This window comes from Amycolatopsis minnesotensis (assembly GCF_039529815.1).
Taxonomy (GTDB): domain Bacteria; phylum Actinomycetota; class Actinomycetes; order Mycobacteriales; family Pseudonocardiaceae; genus Amycolatopsis; species Amycolatopsis minnesotensis.
Map to the genome: position 1 here is coordinate 134,923 of NZ_BAAANN010000015.1, position 17,683 is coordinate 152,605.

Below are 17,683 nucleotides of genomic sequence, written 5' to 3' on the forward strand. Positions count from 1 at the left end.
GGATGGCATCTCCCAGCTATGCGACATCCGTCGCGAAAGGACTGTGGGCCGCCGGCGCCGACCGGATCGGTTACGTGCCGTCGGTCAGCGTCGCACCGGTGATCACCGCGCTGGTCGAATCCGACGGCGGCGACGGCGGGCGTTCGCGACGGGTGTTCCCGCTGTCCCGCGAAGAAGAAGCGGTCGGCGTGCTCGGCGCGCTGCCGCTCGACGGCCGGTTCGGCGCGATCGTCATGCAGGACAACGGGTTCGGCAACGCGCTCACCGCGCTGACCACGTTTTCGCTCGCCTACCACCTGCCGCTGCTCATCGTCGCGAACACCCGCGGCGGGCTCGGCGAGTACAACTCGATGATCCATTCCCTGTGCCAGCACGTGCCGTCGATCCTGGCGCGGATCGGTGTCCGGGTGTTCGAACTCGACCGGCGGAGCACGCCCGGCGACTGGGAAGCCGTCGTCGCCGAGGCGGGCACGCACGCGCGGATGACCTTCCGCCCGGTCGTCGTACTGGCGCATTTCTGGGCCACGGACGGAAAGGCGGCCTGAGTCGTGAAACGCATCGAAGCTCTCGAAGTGCTTGCCTCCCTGACGGCCGGGCTGCCGGTCGTGGTGACCTGCGCGGCCTCCAGCCGCGAACTCGCCGCGGTCGCCGACCGGCCGAACCACCTGTACCTCCTCGACGCGATGGGGCTGGCCGGCTCGGTCGCCACCGGCCTCGCGCTCGACGGACGACCCGTCGTCGCCATCGAGGGCGACGGCTCGCTGCTGATGAATCCGAACGTGCTGCCGACGGGTGGGTTCCTCGCCCCGCCGAAGCTGCTGCTCGTGTTGCTGGACAACGGTGTCTACGGCGCCACGGCCGATCTGCCGACCTACGCCGGGAACCTCGATCTCGGCGCGCTCGCGTCGGCGTCGGGCTGGTCCGTTCTCCGTGCCGACGACGAAGCCGGGCTGCGCGCGAGCTTCGCCAGCGGTCTCGAACTGGACGGCCCGGTGTTCCTGCACGCGCGCATCGAACCGGGGAACGCTTCGGACGTGCCGAAGCTGCTGGAAGACCCGGTGGTGCTCGGCCGCCGTTTCCAGGGCTGGCTGGCGACGCGATGACCGTCACGACCGTCAATCCGGCCACTGGCGCGGAAATCGCGCGCTACGAATCCACTGTGGACACCGACACCGTGCTCGACGACGCGGTCGCGTCCGTCCGGCGGAGGCGTCGCGAACCACCTTCGGTCCGCGAGGACCGGCTTCGGCTGATGGCCGCGCGCCTGCGGACCGGGTCACCGCGGTTCGCGCTGGCGATCACCACCGAAATGGGCAAGCCGCTCGGGCAGGCGCACGCGGAGATCGAGAAGTGCGCGCTCGCGTGCGAGTACTACGCCGACCACATCGCGGAGCTGAGCGCGCCGCGGCCGGTCCACGTGGCACCCGACACCGGGTACGTGCAGATCCTGCCGCTCGGCGTCGTCCTCGCCGTGATGCCGTGGAACTACCCGTTCTGGCAGGTCTTCCGCGCGACCATCCCGGCGATCGCGCTCGGCGGCGCGGTGGTGCTCAAGCACGCCGACAACGTGACCGGAAGCGCCCTTCTCGTCCAGGAGCTCTTCGACGACGTGTTCGGCCACGGCGTGCTCACCACGGTCGTGCTGCCGCCGGAGCGGATCGGCCCGCTGATCGACGATCCCCGGATCGCCGCCGTCGCGTTCACCGGGAGCAACAGGGTCGGCGCGCTGATCGGCGCCCGCGCCGGTGCCGCGGCGAAGAAGTCCGTGCTCGAACTCGGCGGTTCGGACCCGTTCGTCGTGCTGGCCGACGCCGACGTCGAGGCCGCCGCCCGCGCCGCGGTCCGGTCCCGCTTCCTCAACACCGGCCAGAGCTGCATCGCGGCGAAGCGGTTGATCGTCGAACGGCCGGTACGGGCCGAGTTCGTCGACCACGTGCTCGCCGAACTCGACGGTCTCGTGCTCGGCGATCCGACCGCGCCAGCCACCGATCTCGGCCCGATGGCGCGGATCGACCTGCGCGACGAGCTGCGCAGGCAACTCGACGCGACGCTCGCCGACGGCGCGCGGCTGCTCTTCGGCGGGCGGCCCGACGAACGGCCGGGTGCGTGGTTCCCGCCCGCGCTGGTCGAGGTCGACGGCGGTGCGAGCACGGCCTTCACGGAAGAGACCTTCGGCCCGCTCGGCGCGCTGATCGCGGTTTCGTCGGCGGCCGAGGCCATCGGCGTGGCCAACGATTCCCGCTACGGGCTCAGTTGTTCGTTGTGGACACGGGACATCCCGCGGGCGCTGGCGCTCACCACGGAGATCGAAACCGGCTCGGTGTTCGTCAACCGGATCTCCGAGTCGGACCCGCGCCTGCCCGTCGGCGGCGTCAAGGCCAGCGGGCACGGCCGCGAACTCGGCCGGTACGGCGCACTCGAGTTCGCCAACATCCAGACCGTCCGCACCAGTGCCACCACCCGGGAGACCACATGACCATCGCCAGCATCAGCGCCCGCGCCGTCGCGGTCCCGGTCGCCAAGCCGACCCGGATGTCGAACCGGGAGCTCGCGGACCGGCACTACATGCTCGTCGAAGTCGCCGATTCCGACGGACGCACCGGCATCGGCTACACCTACGCCGGCACCGCGGGCGGATCGCTCACCAAGACGGCGGTCGACGACCTGCTCGCCCCGGTCTACCTCGGTGCGGACGCGGACGACGTGTACGGCCTGTGGGGCCGTGCTTACCAGGAGGCGTTGCTGGCAGGCCGTCGCGGCGCGGTCATCCGCGCACTGTCCGCAGTGGACATCGCGCTGTGGGATCTGAAAGCGAAGCGCGCGGGCCAGCCGCTCGCGCGCCTTCTCGGCGGATCCACGGCACCCCAGTACGCCTACGCCTCCGGTGGCTACTACCAGCAGGACGAAGGCGACTGGTGCGACGCGATCCGGCGCGAGATCGCGTTCAACCGCGGCCAGGGCTTCACCGACCACAAGATCAAGGTCGGTGGCCTGTCCGTCGCCGAGGACGCGCGCCGGGTGGCCGCCGCCGTGGACGCGATCGGCGGCGGTGGTGGCAGACTGGCGCTCGACGCCAACAACGCCTACCACTCGGTCCACGAAGCGCAGACCGCCATCGAGGCGTTCGAACGGGCGGCCGGGGACTGTCCACTGTGGTGGTTCGAGGAACCGCTGTCACCGGAGGCGATCCGAGGGCACGGCGAACTCGCCGCGCGGATCAGGACACCGGTCGCCACCGGGGAGATCCACCAGACCCGGTGGGAGTTCAGGAGCCTGATCGAAGCCGGTGCCGCGGCGATCCTGCAGACCGATGCCGGGGTGGTCGGCGGCGTCGGCGAATGGCTTCGCGTCGCGCACACCGCGGACAGCTTCGGACTGCAGATGGCGCCGCACTGGCACCACAACCTGCACGTGCATCTCACCGCCGCGGTCACCAACACCCTGGTGGTCGAGTTCTTCGCGCTGGAGAAGGGGATCTACAACTTCGAACTGCTGCTCACCCCCGAGACGCGGCTGCGGCACCGGGACGGCCGAGTGCTCGTACCGGAACGCCCTGGGCTCGGTGTCGAGCTCGACGAGGACGCGGTGACCAAGTTCGAAATCGCGAACTGACCAGCGGGTGTCCAAGCGCGACACTCGCTGAGGCCGCGATGGCCTCGACGGCGGACCGCTGGTGCGGGAGGATGTCCGGACTCAAGCGGTCCGAAGCAGACGACGGGGTGGCGATCGGCAGTGCATTGTGGAGTACAGCCCGTGTCACGGGTGGCAGGCGTGTTCCTGACCGTGCTGGCGATCGCCGCCGTCTGCGTCCAACCGGTCAGTGCCGCGCCGCGCCGGGGGCTGGACTGGCGTGCCTGCGGCGACGGCATGGAGTGCGCCAAGCTGGTCGTGCCGGTCGACTGGGCGGATCCCACCGGGCCGAAGACCACCGTCGACCTGGCGAAGCTGCCGGCCAGGGTGCCCGCAACCAAGGTCGGCGACCTCGTGGTGAACACCGGCGGGCCGAGCACGACGATCCAGTCCGTGCGCGCGCAGCCTGCCGTGCTCACCCAGCTGACGACCTGGTTCGACATGATCCTGATCGACCCGCGCGGGTTCGGTGACAAGGACAGCGCGACGCCCAACCCCTGCGGTCCGCCCGCACCGCACATCTTCGGCCTCACCCAGGCCACCGACGAGCGGGCGTGGAATGCCTACGCCGAGCGCAACGCCGCTTACGACCGGGGCTGCCGCGAGGCCGGTGGCGACACCTACCGGGGCTACACGTCCTGGCAGATCGCGCACGACCTGGAAAGCCTTCGCGTCGCGCTCGGCGACGCCAAGCTGCGGTACTTCGGCAACTCCTACGGCACCGTCTACGGACAGGCCTATGCGGAACTGTTCGGCAGCCGCATCGATCGCATGTACCTCGAAGGCGTCGCCGATCACACGCAGCCGCGGTTGATCGACTGGCTCGCCAACTACGCGCGCACCGACGAACAACAGCTCGACCGGTTCGCCGAGTGGTGCGCTCAGCGCGTGAACTGCTTCCTCCACGACGACGGCGTGGGGCCGGTCTACGACGAGTTGCTGAACCGCGTCCGGCGCGCGCCGCTGCCCGCGCCGGGTGCCGGGGCCGGCAGCACCGTAGATGCCGACATGCTCGTCGCGACGGTGCGGGAAGGTCTCAACGTGCCGTACTGGCCCAAGCTGGCGCAAGCGCTTGCCGAAGCGAAGAACGGGGACGCGGGCAGGCTGCTCACCGATCCCGCCCTGCACCCGCGTGACGATCCGCCCGGCGCGCCGAGCAGCCCGAGCCGGGCGTCGCTGTGCCACGACTTCATGCCCGTGGTGCCGGGCTACGCCGAATTCCGCGGCATCGAAACCGTGCTCAAGCGGCTGGCACCGCGCGTCGGCTGGATGCAGGGCCGGTACGAGCTAGGCCGCTGCCTCGGCATCGGATCCGGGCCCGCCTATCCGCCGCACCCGCTGCGCGCGACGGGCGTCCCGCCGGTCCTGGTCGGCGTCGGGGATCTCGACAACAACACCAACCGGCTCGGCGCGGACCACGTCGCTCACCAGTTCCCCGGTGGCCGGATACTGCGCAACGGCGACGGGCATGCCGCGTACCTGCTCCTCGGCGGACGTCGGGAAGATTCCTGCCTTCGCACCACGGTGAACCGGTACCTGGTCGAGGGCACGCTGCCCGAGCGCGGAACCCATTGCCCGGCCGAGATCGTTCCCACCATCCCAGACCGGCCATAAGTAGTGGTCTAGACATGCTATCTTTCCGGCCATGCGAACAGGTTCGGCGCACGGTCGTACGAAGGTCGCCATCGCCAGTGCACTCGCGGTGCTGGTGGTTTCGCTGTTCAGCCCAGCGGCACTGGCCCATCCGGCCGCGTCCGCGTCCGGCACAGCGCCGCGTTGCGAGTGCGCGGGTCCGTCGATCGACGGGCTGCGGCAGTGGCTGGCCAGCGGTGAGGGCACCACGGTCCCGGCCAGCGGCAGCCTGCTCGTCCGCGAGGGTGACGGGTACGCGGCCAAGGTGCGGTTCGTCAACGCGGAATGGCACGTGATCGTGGTGTGGCTCGGGAACCAGTTCGAGGCGCAGGCCGATCTGTCGAAATCGTCCGGGTTCTGGCTGACCTACAGCGCCACCGACGACCTCTACGTCCAGTTGCGCCCCGCCTCGCACTGGAGCGGTGGCGACAAGTGGCTCACGCTGGTGCCGTCGACGGGCGGGAAGCTCGTGAAGCGGTTCTTCAGCCTTTCGCCCGACGCGTGGACCTGGCTGCCCGAGCTGGGCAAGCCGTCGTACTCGTTCGCTTCGGCGCTGGGCGAGGCGCGCGGGCTGGTCTTCGTCGGCAAGACCCCGAACACCCTCGACTTCCGCGGCCTGCCCATCGACGGCTACCAGCCGCCGTGCCGGTGAGCGCCTACGGCCACTTCAGCATGCCCTCGTGCACGAAGGGTCGTGTTTCGTAGGGCGAGAGTTCGAGTCCTTGGGAGTAGTCTTCCAGGCCTTCGGAAACCTCGTTGAGCAGGTCGGTCACGTCGGCCCAGTCGGACGGGTAGAAGCCTTCGGCCGCATACCACTCCACGATGCAGCCGTGGTCGTCGCCGGGCCGCAGATCGACGCAGAGCAAGCCCCCGAGGATGTTGCGGCAGAGCGGGACCAGCGCCGAGCAGAACGGAAAGCCGGTGGCTCCCGCCTTCTCGCGGTGCGTTCCGTCCGGGGTGCAGCAGTCGTGGGCTGGGTAGTTCAACTGATGGGTGTACTCCTTCTCGGCCTGTGCGACGGAGAGGGGGACGAAACCCTTCGGTAGCAGGTGCCCGACCCGGTTTCCGGTGCGGTTCTCCCCTTGATCGTCGATTCCGTCCATGAGTGTCCACCAGGCGCGGAGATCGGCGGGGAAGTCAAGGCCGATCAGGTGTTGCAGGTGTTCGACGTCCTCGCTCGGTGCTGGGGGGCGGATTGCTTGCGCGGTGATGGGGGCTTGGTCGCGGAGCACGGTCATGATCTGGTGCCATAGTCGGGTTACTTCGGTGTCCATGGGGTCCCCAGTTTCTTGTTTTGCCCTTGAGTTTAGCTCGCGTGTTTTGGTGTCTCGGTGAAGGTTTCAAGCGCGCCTGCGGCGCGCCGTGGGGAACTGTCGCCTCGCGGTGCGGGTCGCGTCGTTGGTCACCAGGCGACAGTTCCCCACGGAACGGATCTCTTTGGTCACCTTGGTGTGCCGTTCCCGACGCATTGTCGGTCCCGTTAGCTTTTTGGCTTCCGTTGTGTTGTGGACCCGTTGTGGCAAGCTGTGATCTTTTGTGTACCCGATTGGGTGTCGGGATTTGGTTTGCTGGTTGCTAGAATTGTGGGGTGTCTATCAGAAGTGCAGGTTCTGGGCGTTCCTTGTTTGCTGATTCTGTGGCGTTGGCCAATCTTGTGGAGTGGCGGGCGCAGGCTTTTGCGTTGCGAAATATCTCTCAGATGGTGCGGGTGTCCTCGCGAAGATCGGTGGCCGGGGAGATTGCGTTGCTGTCGAATTTGACGCAGGCCGCGGCGGAGCGGAAGGTGGCGCTCGCTGTCGCGTTGACCTCATACCTGCCGTGCACGCTGGCCGCGATGGAGGCTGGGCTCATCAATGAGTATGCGGCTTCCCGGGTGTTCGAGGCGACCGCATGTGTATCCGAAGATGTGGCTGCTGAGGTTGACTCGCTGTTGGCGGGGAGGTTCGAGAATCGGAATCCGCCCGCACTGCGGAGGTTGGTCAACTCGTTGCTGATGCGGGTGGATCCTGAGGGGTATGAGCGGCGGCGTCAGGAGAAGATGGCGGCGCGCCGGTTGGAGATCCGGCATGGGGATCACGGATCGTCCACCCTGTTCGCGGAGTTGCCGTCGGATCGGGCGCAGGCACTCTACGCCGCCTGTGACCGGGACGCGCTCGCCAAGAAACGGCAAGGTGATAAGCGCACCATGGATCAGCTCCGGCTCGATGCGCTGGTCGAGCGGTGTCTGGGTGGCCATGGGTGTGCGGGGAAGCCGAAGGCGCAGATCTTCGTGCACATCGACCTGCCAACCCTGCTGGGACTGCGGGACAATCCGGGCGAGCTGACGGGGTGTGGTGACATCTCACCGGAGATGGCGCGGGCGATCGCGTTCGACGCCGACTCGGTCTGGAACCGGATCATCGACGAACCCATGACCGGCCTGCCCATCGACCTCGGCCGGGAAAACTACCGGCCGCCGAGCGCGATGCGGAAGTACCTCCAGGTAGCGCATCGGACATGCAGCATGCCCGGCTGCAACCGGCCTGCCCAGTACACCGACCTCGACCACGCCACCGCCTGGAAAGACGGCGGCGGAACCGACAAAGTGAATCTCCGGCCGCTGTGCCGGGTCCACCACGTGCTGCGCGGCGAACCGGGCTGGACCTTCACCACCAACGACACCGGCACCCTCACCGTCACCACCCCGAACGGCCGCAGCTACACCGAAGATCCCACCGGTTTCGCATAGCTGCCACGCGAGTGGCATGTGTCATGCCCTGATTAGTCCACAGTAGACGATCGGGTCACCGGTTCCCCTGTGGTGGGGGACGGGCTGACGCAGACACAGCCTCGGCGGAAGCCACCGGCCGCGGTTGCGGTGCAGAACCGGTGCGCGATGGTGTCGTGCGAGTCGAGGCCGTGGCCGCACACCACGCAGACCGCGCCGGGTTCGGTGTTGGTGCTTTCCTGCTCCGTTTCGATCTTCGCCATTTCAGCTCCTCCGTCGACGGCTCACCGGAGGTGCGTGACCGCTGACCATCCGGTGCACGCCGAGGTCTGGGGCGCTCCCCGAACCCTACGCCGTGCAAGACGCGCGGAAAACCCGGCCAGGGGGAAGCGGAAAAGCGGAGGCGCGTCCTGGGAAGGTCGGCCGCGTGGCGGGGGCACCTGCTCGCCCTCGCGCAGAGCGCCGGGACCGGGCCGGTGGACGATCCGCTGCTGCTGGCGCAGCTCGACGAACGGGGGCTGGAACCGCGGACGCACGGCACGACCTGCGCGCGCTGGACCCGGCGGCAACGCGATCGCGCACACCACGTTCCGGATCAGGCTGCCGGGGAACCGCACTGACATCGTCCACTTCGGACCCGGCGATGTCGAACCGGGTCCGAAGTGGACACTTCTCACGGGTTGGCGGTCACCTGGAAGCCGGCGCCGTAGACGCCGGGGTGCGCGGCGTCGCGGGCACGCAGGTCAGCGAGGATGTTCGCCGAGCTGGTGTAGACGTACGGCGGGACACCCAGCGCCCTGGCCTTGGTGATGCCGGTCCACGGGCCGGTCGCCTTGAAGCCGTTGCCCTCCGAGGGGTAGTCGCTGCCCGGCACGTGCCAGATCGCCGGGCCGCCGGAGTCACCGCCCTCGTGCTTGGCCCAGGACTGGTAGATACCGCTGGTGTTGGCGGTGATCCGGCCGTACCAGACACCGAGCTGCCCCGACACCACCAGCTCGTTGTTGTTGTTCGCCGCCGCGCCGAGCAGGCGTTCGTTGTTCAGCGGCGGGTTCAGCGCGTTCGGGCTTGGCTGGCCGTCGGGAACCTCCAGCTGGCCCGCTTCCTTCAGCCACGGCCCCTGCGACGACGGCGTCACCGCGGGCACCAGCTCGATGATCATGTAGTCCTTGGTCGCGTGGCCCACCGTCGACCCTTCCGGGTCCTTGAAGTACCGCACGTACCCGATGGGGCCGAAACCGACGTCGTTGCGGTCGTAGACCGGCTGGACGTTCTCCGGCAGGTCCCGGTCGGCGTACCTCTTGTCCTGTATGCAGTGCCCCGCCGAGATGGCGATCTTCCGCGCCTGCTTGTCGGTGCCGACGGCGCCGATCGTGCAGAAGATGTCGGGGCGGTCCGGGATGAAGAGGATCTGCATGGAGTTGAACACGCGCTTGCCCGGTTCGGCGCTCGTTCCGCTCGACGCCTCGTGCGGCGTGGCGTGCGCCGCGGCGGGCGCGATCACGGTCGTCGCGATGACCGCGATACCCGCCACCTTCAGCAACCAGGCGGGCGGGGTGAATTTCGGACCCACGATGTCTCCCTCTCGACGATGGACTCGGCGCGAGGGTAGCGAGGGCCGATGAAATCCCGATGATCACCGATCAGGCAGGCGAGGTTCCGGACGTGACCGCGCGCGGGCCTGCCACCGACCGGTACGCGACGACGGCCAGCACCACCGCGACGACGAACGCGACGACGGTTTCGCCGTATCCGGCGGTGAGCAGGGCGGACCGCGCCGGCACCGCGGTCTCCAGCTGCGGCAGCGCGAGAACGCGAAGTCCGAGTGCGGCCAGGGCCAGCACCGCCAGCGTGAGCGCCCATCCCGCTTGGTCGTGCCGCCAGGCGAAGACGCGGCGCGTGCACAGGAACGCCACTCCCACCGCGGAGACGAGCGCGCTCGCGACTCCGGCGTCGCCGAGCAGGCCCGCGTACTCGACCGCGAACGCGCACACCGCTGTCACGGGCAGCGCGATCAGCCACGGCCGGGGCCGCACGGGCGGCGCGTCACGGTGGAACGCGGCGACCGCGGCGACGAGGAGCACGTCCAGTACGAGCAAACCCAGTTCCGGCGCGGTGAAACCACGTCCGGTCGTGGTCAGTGCCGCCACCACCGCGGCGGCCGTCGCCAGCCCGGCCGCCGTCGCGGTGACGCGGAGACGTCCGGTCACCAGCGCCAGGAAAGCCGGTAGCCACAGGAACCTCAGCACCATCTCCACCGGCGGCGCGGTCCTGACCACCTCCGGCGGCCACGCGAGCCGGAGCACCAGGGTCGTCATGGCCGTCGCGGCGTGGAACAGCATCCCGGCCAGCGCGAACCGCCGGACCACGGCGCCGCTGAGCGCGTAACGCCGCGGGGCGCCCGTCCCGCCGAACCGCAACCGCGCGGCCAGGGCCAGCACGCTCCGCGCCTCCGCCGCGCTCGGCCACCCGTACTCGGCGACGATCTGCTCGTCCTCCCGCTCGCCGGGCGCGACCGAGTCGAGGAAGGTGGCGACCATGTCCTCTTCCCACTGCTGCCGGTAGTAGGCGGGCAGCACCCGCAGCAGGCGGCGATACCGGGTTTCGATGCGGCTCATGCGGGCCCCGCTTCCGCCGCGCGCCATGCCTTCAACCGGGCCGATGCCGCGCGAGCGTTGGCCTGCAGCCGCTGCGCCTCCAGCGCCAGCCGGTTCCGCCCCTGCTCGGTCAGCCGGAAGTAACGCCGGAGCCTGCCGTTGGTCACCTCTTCCCGGTCCGGCGCCACCAGCCCGTCGCCGACCAGCCGGTCCAGCACGCCGTACAGGGTGCCGACCTTGAGCGGAACCCGGCCATCGGACAGCTCCGCCACCTCCCCGACGATGCCGTAACCGTGCCGCGGACCGTCGACGAGCGCGGTCAGCACGAAGAACGCCTGCTCGGTCATCGCACGATCAGTCATGTCACCTAATATAATGGCAGCCAATATATTGGGCAAACCTGGCTATGTCGAACGGGTGCGGAACCGCATCCGGCAGACGATCACGTTCGTGCGTCGCCGCAGCGCGTGCGCGAGGATCGCGCCGCGCTGGTTCTGCAGCACCCGCTGCCACGCGTGGTCCGGCTCGACCTCGGGGATGAGGACGAACACCTGCAGATCGCGCACCGCCTGGAGATACTCGACGAGCGGCGCCGCCAGCCGGTGCCGTTCGTCGTGGAGGCGGACCATCGGGACGCCGGGGTCCCAGTCCTCCCACGCGGAGAGGAACGCGGCCTGCTCCGCGTCGTCGGGGTGGCCGACGTGCACGGCGATCACCTTGCCGCCGAGCGACAGCCCGGCGGCGATCGCGTCGCGGGTGAGGCGGGAGACCGTCGCGACCGGGACCACCACGAGCGATTTGACCGGGCGCGGCGGGGTCGGCCGGTGGCCGAGCTCGAGCCGGGTGCCGATGTGCTGGTAGGAGCGGTGCACCGCCTCCATCAGCAGGACGAGCACCGGCAGCGCCACCGCGATCAGCCAGCCGCCCTCACCGAACTTGGACGCGGTGACCACGATCGCGGCGATCCCGGTGAGCAGCGCACCGAACCCGTTGAGCGCGGTCTTGCCCACCCAACCGCGGGGCCGGTCGGCGATCCAGTGGCGCACCATCCCGACCTGGGACAGCGTGAACCCGACGAACACCCCGATCGCGAACAGCGGCACCAGCGAGTTCATCTGGCCGTCGGCGAGCACCAGCAGCGCGGCGGAGGTGACGGTGAGGAACGCGATGCCGTGGCGGTGCACCGAGCGGTCGGCGCGCAGGGCGAACGCGTGCGGCAGGTTGTTGTCCTTCGCGAGTAGCTGGGCGAGCACGGGCAGCCCGCCGAACGAGGTGTTGGCCGCCAGCGCCAGCAGCACGACGGTGGCGAACTGGACGAGGTAGTAGCCGAACCCGTCGCCGAGCGACGCCTCGGTGACCTGCGACAGCACGGTGACACCCGGCACCGGGCGGATCGCGAACTTCTCGATCAGCGCGGCGATCCCGATCAGCATCACCGCGAGCAGGCCGCCGAGCACCAGCTCCGCGGTCTGTGCCCGGCGCACCCGCGGTTTCCGGAACGAGGGCACCGCGTTGGCGATCGCCTCGACCCCGGTCAGCGCGGCGCAGCCGTTGGCGAACGCCTTGAGCAGCAACAGGATCCCGACGCTCTGCAGCGTGCCTGCCTGCTGGGCGGCGGTGTTCGGATCGATCGCGGGCTCGCTGCGGACCAGCCCGGCGAGCACGACCACGACGATCGCGCCGACGTAGACGACGGTGGGCAGCACGAACGCCCGCGCGCTGTGCGCGATGCCGCGCAGGTTGATCGCGGTGAGCACGGCCAGCACGCCGAGGCACAGCCACACCGTGCCGGGGAGCAGCACGGGAAAGGCGGAGGTCAGCGCGGCCACGCCTGCCGCGACGGACACCGCGACGTTGAGCACGTAGTCGATGATCAGCGAGGCTCCCGCCGCGAGCGATGCGCGCCTGCCGAGGTAGCGCCGTGCCACGCCGTACGCGCCACCGCCATCGGGGAACGCGGCGATCACCTGCCGGTAGGACGCGGTGAGCACGACGAGCAGCGTCGCGATGGAGAGCGTGACCGGCAGCGTGAACCCGAGACCGGTGCCGCCTGCCAGCGCGAGCACCAGCACGATCGCCTCGGGGCCGTACGCGACGGATGCCATCGCGTCGAGCGACAGCGCGGCGAGCCCGCCGACGACCGTCAGCCGGTGCCGCTCACCGCGACTCGCCCGCGCCGGTGCTTCGGACTCGGGAGGGTGGATCGTGGTGGTCACGGCACGCGCACCGTGAATGTCCACTGTGGAGTTTTCGGGGCGCTGGGTGGTTCGGTCATCCGCACGCGTCCAGTGCACCGTCGCGCACAGGGACGTGACCGTTTCTTACCGCCGTCACGACGGCAGGACCGGAAACCTTGATGTGTCTTTGACCCGGCAGCTTCGGATGGGCGCTGAAACCCACTGGACCCGTCGAGCGATACGGTGCTCCTGCGGCAGATGGTGCTGTTCTTCCAGTTCGACGTACCAGCGGGCGTATCCGGTTTCGCCGGGTACCACCTACCTTCATCGTTATTGAGCCGCCGCAGCGGCTTGAGACCGGCGCTACCGCCGGGCCGGGGTGAAGCTGACGGTCTGTTCGGCCGCCGTGCGGGAGCCGCCGACCGCGCTGCCGGAACCGTCGGTCCAGCTCCGGACCGGCGTGGTTTCGGCGAGGCGGCCCGCGGTGGCGGACAGGCCCAGCGCGAGGCCGCTGTAGCGGTTGATCAGCCGGAACCCGCCGTGGGTTCCCTTGACTGACACCACGAACCACTGCTGGCCCGCGGTGGTGTCCGGTGTGGACACCGTGGGCCGGGTGCCCCACGCGCGGTTCGTCGTCGACGTTCCCACGCCGAGGGCCTGTCCGGTACGGGCGTTGGTGATCCGGAACGAGCCGTCCCCGTTCGCGGAGAACTTCCAGCCGTCGAGAACGCCCTTCGCGGTCGAGGTCGTTTCCCTGGTACCGGGCACCTGGGCCAGTACGCGTCCCGCTTCGGTGCCGATCCGGTAGGCCCGCGCCGGATCGACCGGTGCGGGCGCCGGGGTGCTGGAGGTGACGGTGACGTTCGCGTACTCGCCGTCGGAGCCGGCGCAGGCGATGGAGCAGTACGAGCGGAAGGTCTTGCCGACGATGGTGGAACCGGTCTTGTTGGCACCGTCGAGGAACCAGCGGTACCAGGAGCCGGACCTGTAGGCGCCCGAGTCGCCGATGAGGCGCCACTTCTGCGTGGCGAGGTCGTCGGTCACGTAGAACTTCTGCGGCTGCGTCCCGGACACGACCTCGGGTTCGCCGAGGTAGAGCCCGAGGTGGGCGTCGTAGGCGATGTTCATCACGAACAGGTCCGATTTCGCGGGTAGTTCGCCCGCCGCGACCTGCTGGTCGACGCTGCCGGTGTTCGCGGGGTCGTAGTCGTCGGCCGGTTTCGTGTAGCCGCCGGGATCGGCCGTGGTCACCGGGACCAGGTTGCTTTCCTTGCCGCCGAGGCCGGGCTGGGACCAGGCGCCGTCGTACCACTTCGACCAGGTGCCACCGGCGAGCTTGCCCGACATCGGCGCCCGCGCCACGTGCGCGAGGCCGCCCGCGCTGCCGCCGGTGCCCTCCTTCGGGACGATCCGCGAACCGTAGTAGAGGTAGAAGTAGCCGGAGGCCGGATCGGCGAACAGCCGCGGATCGCCGTCGCCGTAGTCGAAGGTCTGGTTCGGGAACGCGGCGGTGTCGCCCCGCTTCGTGCGGTACGGCGACGTGATCGCGTGGCCCTCGATGGTCCAGGTGTGGCCTTGGTCGGTGGAAACGGCCCAGTCGATCGAGTCGTAGTGGGAGAACGACGGCTTGCCGAACGGCTCTGGCGTGAACTCGTTGTGCACCAGGCCGTGCCAGTCGCCGGTGTCCGGATCGACCCAGGTGCCGACGAGGTCGCAGAAGTTCTTCTGCGAGTAGCCGGAGCCCGCAGGCGGCGGGGTCGCCTCCTTGCCGGTGGGACTGGTGTTGCACCGCCAGGTGGTGTCGTTGTTGCGGTCGCGCGGTTCGGCCGGGTTCACCGCGTCGCTCAGCTCGCTCGAGCGCTTCGCCGAGTCGAAGTCGGCCCCGGTGTAGAACTCCCACTCCCGCGGCTGGTCGGCGCCGTAGAGGGCGGCGGACTGCTGGAAGTAGAAGGTGCCGTCCTTGTCGACGAACGCTCCCGCCGGGGTGTCGGTGGGATGCGCGTACGGCGCCGTGGACCCGATCGAGATCGAATAGGGGGACTCGGCCGCCGAGGCGGTGGCCGGTGCCAGGAAGGCGGCCGCGACGACGGCGGCGACGAGGGTCTTGCTCGAACGTGGCACGGCTGATCCGCCCCTTCGCGTGGTCGAACCGGGACAGAGTCACTATCTGACAGAAGTTGCTCGAAAGTCAACACTTGTGAACATGATCGAACAGTTGTGGTTAATCCCTGAGGGGCGCCTTTGCGGCGTCAGATTCCCTCCACGGCCCCCGTCCGGGGAACGCGGGCGACCTCTGCAGGAGCATCCTTCAGAGTGCACACGACCTGTGCACACGACCCGCGCACACGACCCGCGCTCGTCGACTCGGGGGTGCGCCCACTGGTGGAAATCTGCGCGAAGGTACGACTTTTGTAGGCGGTTGTGCTCGAATGGATTGACTTTCGAGCAGCAGGGGCCAATCATCCGGCGAAAGCCCGATCCGCAGCCTGGGAGGCGGCATGAAGCGACGTGACCTGTTGAAGGGCGCCGCGGCGCTGTCCGGGGTCGCGCTGCTCCCGGTAAGCGTGCGCGACGCGCTGGCACTGGCCATGCCGGAGGGCGGGCTCGACGGGATCGAACACGTGGTGATCTTCATGCAGGAGAACCGCGCCTTCGACCACTACTTCGGCACCTACCGCGGGACTCGCGGGTTCAGCGATCCGGCCGCGATCACCCTGCCCGGCGGTGAGCCGGTGTTCCGCCAGCCCGACGGCTCGTCGTACGTGCTGCCCTACCGCGTCGACGACCAGTTCATGACGGGGACGCCGCACGACCGGGAAACCGGGCACGCGGCGTGGCACAACGGCCGCTACGACGACTGGGTCGGGCAGAAGTCCGCACGGACCATGACCTACCTCGACCGGGCCTCGCTGCCCTTCTACCACGCACTGGCCGATGCGTTCACCCTCTGCGACGCCTACCACTGCTCCGAACTCGGGCCGACCAACCCGAACCGGTTCTACCTGTTCTCCGGCATGCTCGGAGACGAGCCGCTGACCGGAAAACGCGCGGTGGGCAACGACTCCTGGCAGAACCCCAAGCATCCCGGCTACTCGTGGACGACCTACGCCGAACGGCTGGAGGCGGCCGGGAAGTCCTGGCAGGTGTACCAGGAATGGGACAACTACGGCGACAACTCGCTCGACTACTTCACCTCGATCATGGCCGTCGGCAAGAAGGCGCTCGCGAAGACCGTCGACGACGCGGGGAAGCCCTACACCAAGGTCGAATACTTCTACTACGACGTGCTGGCCGCGGACGCCGACCGGCGGAAGACCCTGCTCGCGCAACTGGACCAGGGCGTGCGGAGCCTGACCGGCGCCGAGCGCCGGATCTACGACCGGGCGCTGGCCAGGGTGGCACCGGACCAGCTCGCCCCGTCGTTCCGCGCCGACGTCGCGGCGGGCAGGCTGCCCGCCGTTTCCTGGATCGTGGCACCGGAAAAGCAGTGCGAGCACCCGCAGTGGGGGCCGAACACGGGCGCGGACCTGGTCAAGGACATCCTCGACGCGCTCGCCTCCGACGTGTCCGTTTGGAACAAGACGCTCTTCCTGCTGACCTACGACGAGAACGACGGCTTCTTCGATCACGTCCCGCCGCCGGTTCCCCCGGTCACGAGCGACGACGGAAAGTCCACTGTGGACGTCGAGGTGGAGATGGCCGACGGCATCCCGATCGGGCTCGGCAACCGCGTCCCGATGATCGTCGTCTCGCCGTGGAGCCGCGGCGGGAAGGTCTGCTCGCAGGTGTTCGACCACACGTCCGTGCTCCGGTTGCTGGAGACCTGGACGGGCGTGGCGGAGCCGAACATCTCGCCGTGGCGCCGCGCCGTCTGCGGGGATCTCACGAGCGCATTCGACTTCGGGTCCACCGGCACGTATCCGGACCTCCCGGATCCCGTCCCGACCACGGGACCCGACAGCACCGATCCGAAGCCGCCCTCGGACCAGCGGATGCCGGTGCAGGAACCCGGTGTCCGTACGGCCCGCCCGCTGCCCTACGACCTCGCGGTTTCGGCGAGGGTCACCCCCGAGCAGCTCCTCCTCGACTTCGCGAACCAGGGTTCCGCCGGTGCGCACTTCTACGTCTACGCGAAGGCATTCCGGTCAGACGGGCCCTGGCGGTACACCGTCGAGCAGGGGAAGTCGCTTTCGGACTACTGGAAGGTCGGCGATCCCGACGGGGCCTACGACCTGAACGTGCTGGGGCCGAACGGGTTCGTCCGCCGCTTCAGCGGCAACCGGATCACGGCCACCACCTCGGGCAACGCGAATCCCGAGGTGACGCTGACCTACACCGCGGACACCCGGACCGTCTCGCTCGCCATGCGGAACGACGGTGACAGGGTCTGCACGATCACGGTCGCCGCGGGCAACCGGGCCGACGGGCCGTGGCGGTACGAACTGGCCCCTGGGAAGTCCACATCGGACTCGTTTGACGTCGGTGGCGCGCTCGACGGCTGGTACGACCTCACCGCGACCGCGGACACCGCCGACGGCTTCACCCGCCATTTCGCGGGGCACGGGGAAAACGGCGCGGAGAACACCACGGACCCGGCCATCGGCTCCCGCGACCTGTCGAGCACCGTCGCCAGGTCCGCCACGGCCGCGGCTTCCCCGCAGGAGATCCGGCTGGACCTCGGGTCCGTCCGCACCGTCACGGGAGTGCGCTACCCGTCTCGTCAGGACGGCGCCGGCGGGGGCTACGAGCTGTCCTTCTCCACCGACGGCCGCACGTGGCCGGCGCCTGCCACCGGCGCCTTCGCCGGAGGCACCCGTGCGGGAATGATCCCCTGCGCGCCGACGCGGGCCAGGTACGTCCGGTTGCGCGCGCTGTCCGTAGTGGACGGTGGGAGGCCGTGGGCGACCGCGGCCGAGGTGATCCCCGTCGGCTGGTGAATCCCT

General features: G+C 69.3%; 16 protein-coding genes. 9 read left to right on the plus strand and 7 right to left on the minus strand.

The annotated features are described in order from the left end of the window. Window positions 1–2: 2 nt before the first annotated feature. The 6 genes from ABD256_RS20310 (at window position 3) to ABD256_RS20335 (ending at window position 5,914) form a co-directional block, all read left to right on the plus strand. On the plus strand, window positions 3–545 hold the full coding sequence (locus tag ABD256_RS20310; protein ID WP_344420831.1) for a thiamine pyrophosphate-binding protein: 543 nt from the start codon (window positions 3–5) through the stop codon (window positions 543–545). A gap of 3 nt (window positions 546–548) precedes the next feature. Continuing rightward, window positions 549–1,103 carry a thiamine pyrophosphate-dependent enzyme gene (locus ABD256_RS20315; RefSeq protein ID WP_344420834.1) on the plus strand — a complete coding sequence of 185 codons (555 nt, stop codon included), beginning with the start codon at window positions 549–551 and terminating at the stop codon, window positions 1,101–1,103. After that, window positions 1,100–2,476 (plus strand): aldehyde dehydrogenase family protein, encoded by a 1,377-nt coding sequence (locus ABD256_RS20320; protein WP_344420838.1) that lies wholly within the window; start codon window positions 1,100–1,102, stop codon window positions 2,474–2,476. The genes ABD256_RS20315 and ABD256_RS20320 overlap by 4 nt, the downstream gene beginning before the upstream one ends. Beyond that, window positions 2,473–3,612 (plus strand): mandelate racemase/muconate lactonizing enzyme family protein, encoded by a 1,140-nt coding sequence (locus ABD256_RS20325; RefSeq protein WP_344420841.1) that lies wholly within the window; start codon window positions 2,473–2,475, stop codon window positions 3,610–3,612. Before ABD256_RS20320 ends, ABD256_RS20325 begins: the two co-directional genes overlap by 4 nt. 141 nt (window positions 3,613–3,753) lie before the next feature. Continuing rightward, window positions 3,754–5,244: an alpha/beta fold hydrolase gene (locus ABD256_RS20330; protein ID WP_344420844.1), complete on the plus strand. Its 1,491-nt coding sequence runs from the start codon at window positions 3,754–3,756 to the stop codon at window positions 5,242–5,244. Window positions 5,245–5,275: 31 nt separating this feature from the next. After that, the gene (locus tag ABD256_RS20335) at window positions 5,276–5,914 is read left to right on the plus strand and encodes a hypothetical protein (protein ID WP_344420847.1); all 639 of its coding nucleotides are present in this window, start codon (window positions 5,276–5,278) and stop codon (window positions 5,912–5,914) included. Between the two features lie 4 nt (window positions 5,915–5,918). Here ABD256_RS20335 and ABD256_RS20340 read toward each other — a convergent pair whose 3' ends face one another. Then, entirely contained in the window at window positions 5,919–6,536 is a 618-nt protein-coding gene (locus ABD256_RS20340) for an SMI1/KNR4 family protein (protein WP_344420850.1), read from the minus strand. A 368-nt stretch (window positions 6,537–6,904) separates the two neighbouring features. On the opposite strand from ABD256_RS20340, the gene ABD256_RS20345 reads away from it, so the two are divergent. After that, window positions 6,905–7,990 carry an HNH endonuclease signature motif containing protein gene (locus tag ABD256_RS20345; RefSeq protein ID WP_344420853.1) on the plus strand — a complete coding sequence of 362 codons (1,086 nt, stop codon included), beginning with the start codon at window positions 6,905–6,907 and terminating at the stop codon, window positions 7,988–7,990. Between the two features lie 32 nt (window positions 7,991–8,022). Here the strand turns inward: ABD256_RS20345 and ABD256_RS20350 are convergent, their stop codons facing one another. Next, window positions 8,023–8,232: an RGCVC family protein gene (locus tag ABD256_RS20350; RefSeq protein ID WP_344420855.1), complete on the minus strand. Its 210-nt coding sequence runs from the start codon at window positions 8,230–8,232 to the stop codon at window positions 8,023–8,025. A 213-nt stretch (window positions 8,233–8,445) separates the two neighbouring features. Here ABD256_RS20350 and ABD256_RS20355 point away from each other — a divergent pair, with 213 nt between their 5' ends. Next, window positions 8,446–8,589 carry a hypothetical protein gene (locus tag ABD256_RS20355; protein WP_344420858.1) on the plus strand — a complete coding sequence of 48 codons (144 nt, stop codon included), beginning with the start codon at window positions 8,446–8,448 and terminating at the stop codon, window positions 8,587–8,589. Between the two features lie 53 nt (window positions 8,590–8,642). Here ABD256_RS20355 and ABD256_RS20360 read toward each other — a convergent pair whose 3' ends face one another. From ABD256_RS20360 to ABD256_RS20380, 5 genes are all read right to left on the minus strand, one after another. Beyond that, complete coding sequence (locus ABD256_RS20360) at window positions 8,643–9,539, minus strand: hypothetical protein (RefSeq protein ID WP_344420861.1); 897 nt, start codon at window positions 9,537–9,539, stop codon at window positions 8,643–8,645. A gap of 70 nt (window positions 9,540–9,609) precedes the next feature. Beyond that, window positions 9,610–10,584, minus strand: coding sequence for a hypothetical protein (locus tag ABD256_RS20365; protein WP_344420863.1), 975 nt, complete (start codon window positions 10,582–10,584; stop codon window positions 9,610–9,612). Next, window positions 10,581–10,925 carry a PadR family transcriptional regulator gene (locus ABD256_RS20370; protein ID WP_344420865.1) on the minus strand — a complete coding sequence of 115 codons (345 nt, stop codon included), beginning with the start codon at window positions 10,923–10,925 and terminating at the stop codon, window positions 10,581–10,583. The genes ABD256_RS20365 and ABD256_RS20370 overlap by 4 nt, the downstream gene beginning before the upstream one ends. A gap of 42 nt (window positions 10,926–10,967) precedes the next feature. Continuing rightward, window positions 10,968–12,779: an APC family permease gene (locus tag ABD256_RS20375; protein ID WP_344420868.1), complete on the minus strand. Its 1,812-nt coding sequence runs from the start codon at window positions 12,777–12,779 to the stop codon at window positions 10,968–10,970. A gap of 324 nt (window positions 12,780–13,103) precedes the next feature. Then, window positions 13,104–14,861 (minus strand): RICIN domain-containing protein, encoded by a 1,758-nt coding sequence (locus ABD256_RS20380; protein WP_344420871.1) that lies wholly within the window; start codon window positions 14,859–14,861, stop codon window positions 13,104–13,106. Between the two features lie 377 nt (window positions 14,862–15,238). Here ABD256_RS20380 and ABD256_RS20385 point away from each other — a divergent pair, with 377 nt between their 5' ends. Further along, the gene (locus tag ABD256_RS20385; RefSeq protein ID WP_344420874.1) at window positions 15,239–17,677 is read left to right on the plus strand and encodes a phosphocholine-specific phospholipase C; all 2,439 of its coding nucleotides are present in this window, start codon (window positions 15,239–15,241) and stop codon (window positions 17,675–17,677) included. The last annotated feature ends 6 nt before the right edge of the window (window positions 17,678–17,683 follow it).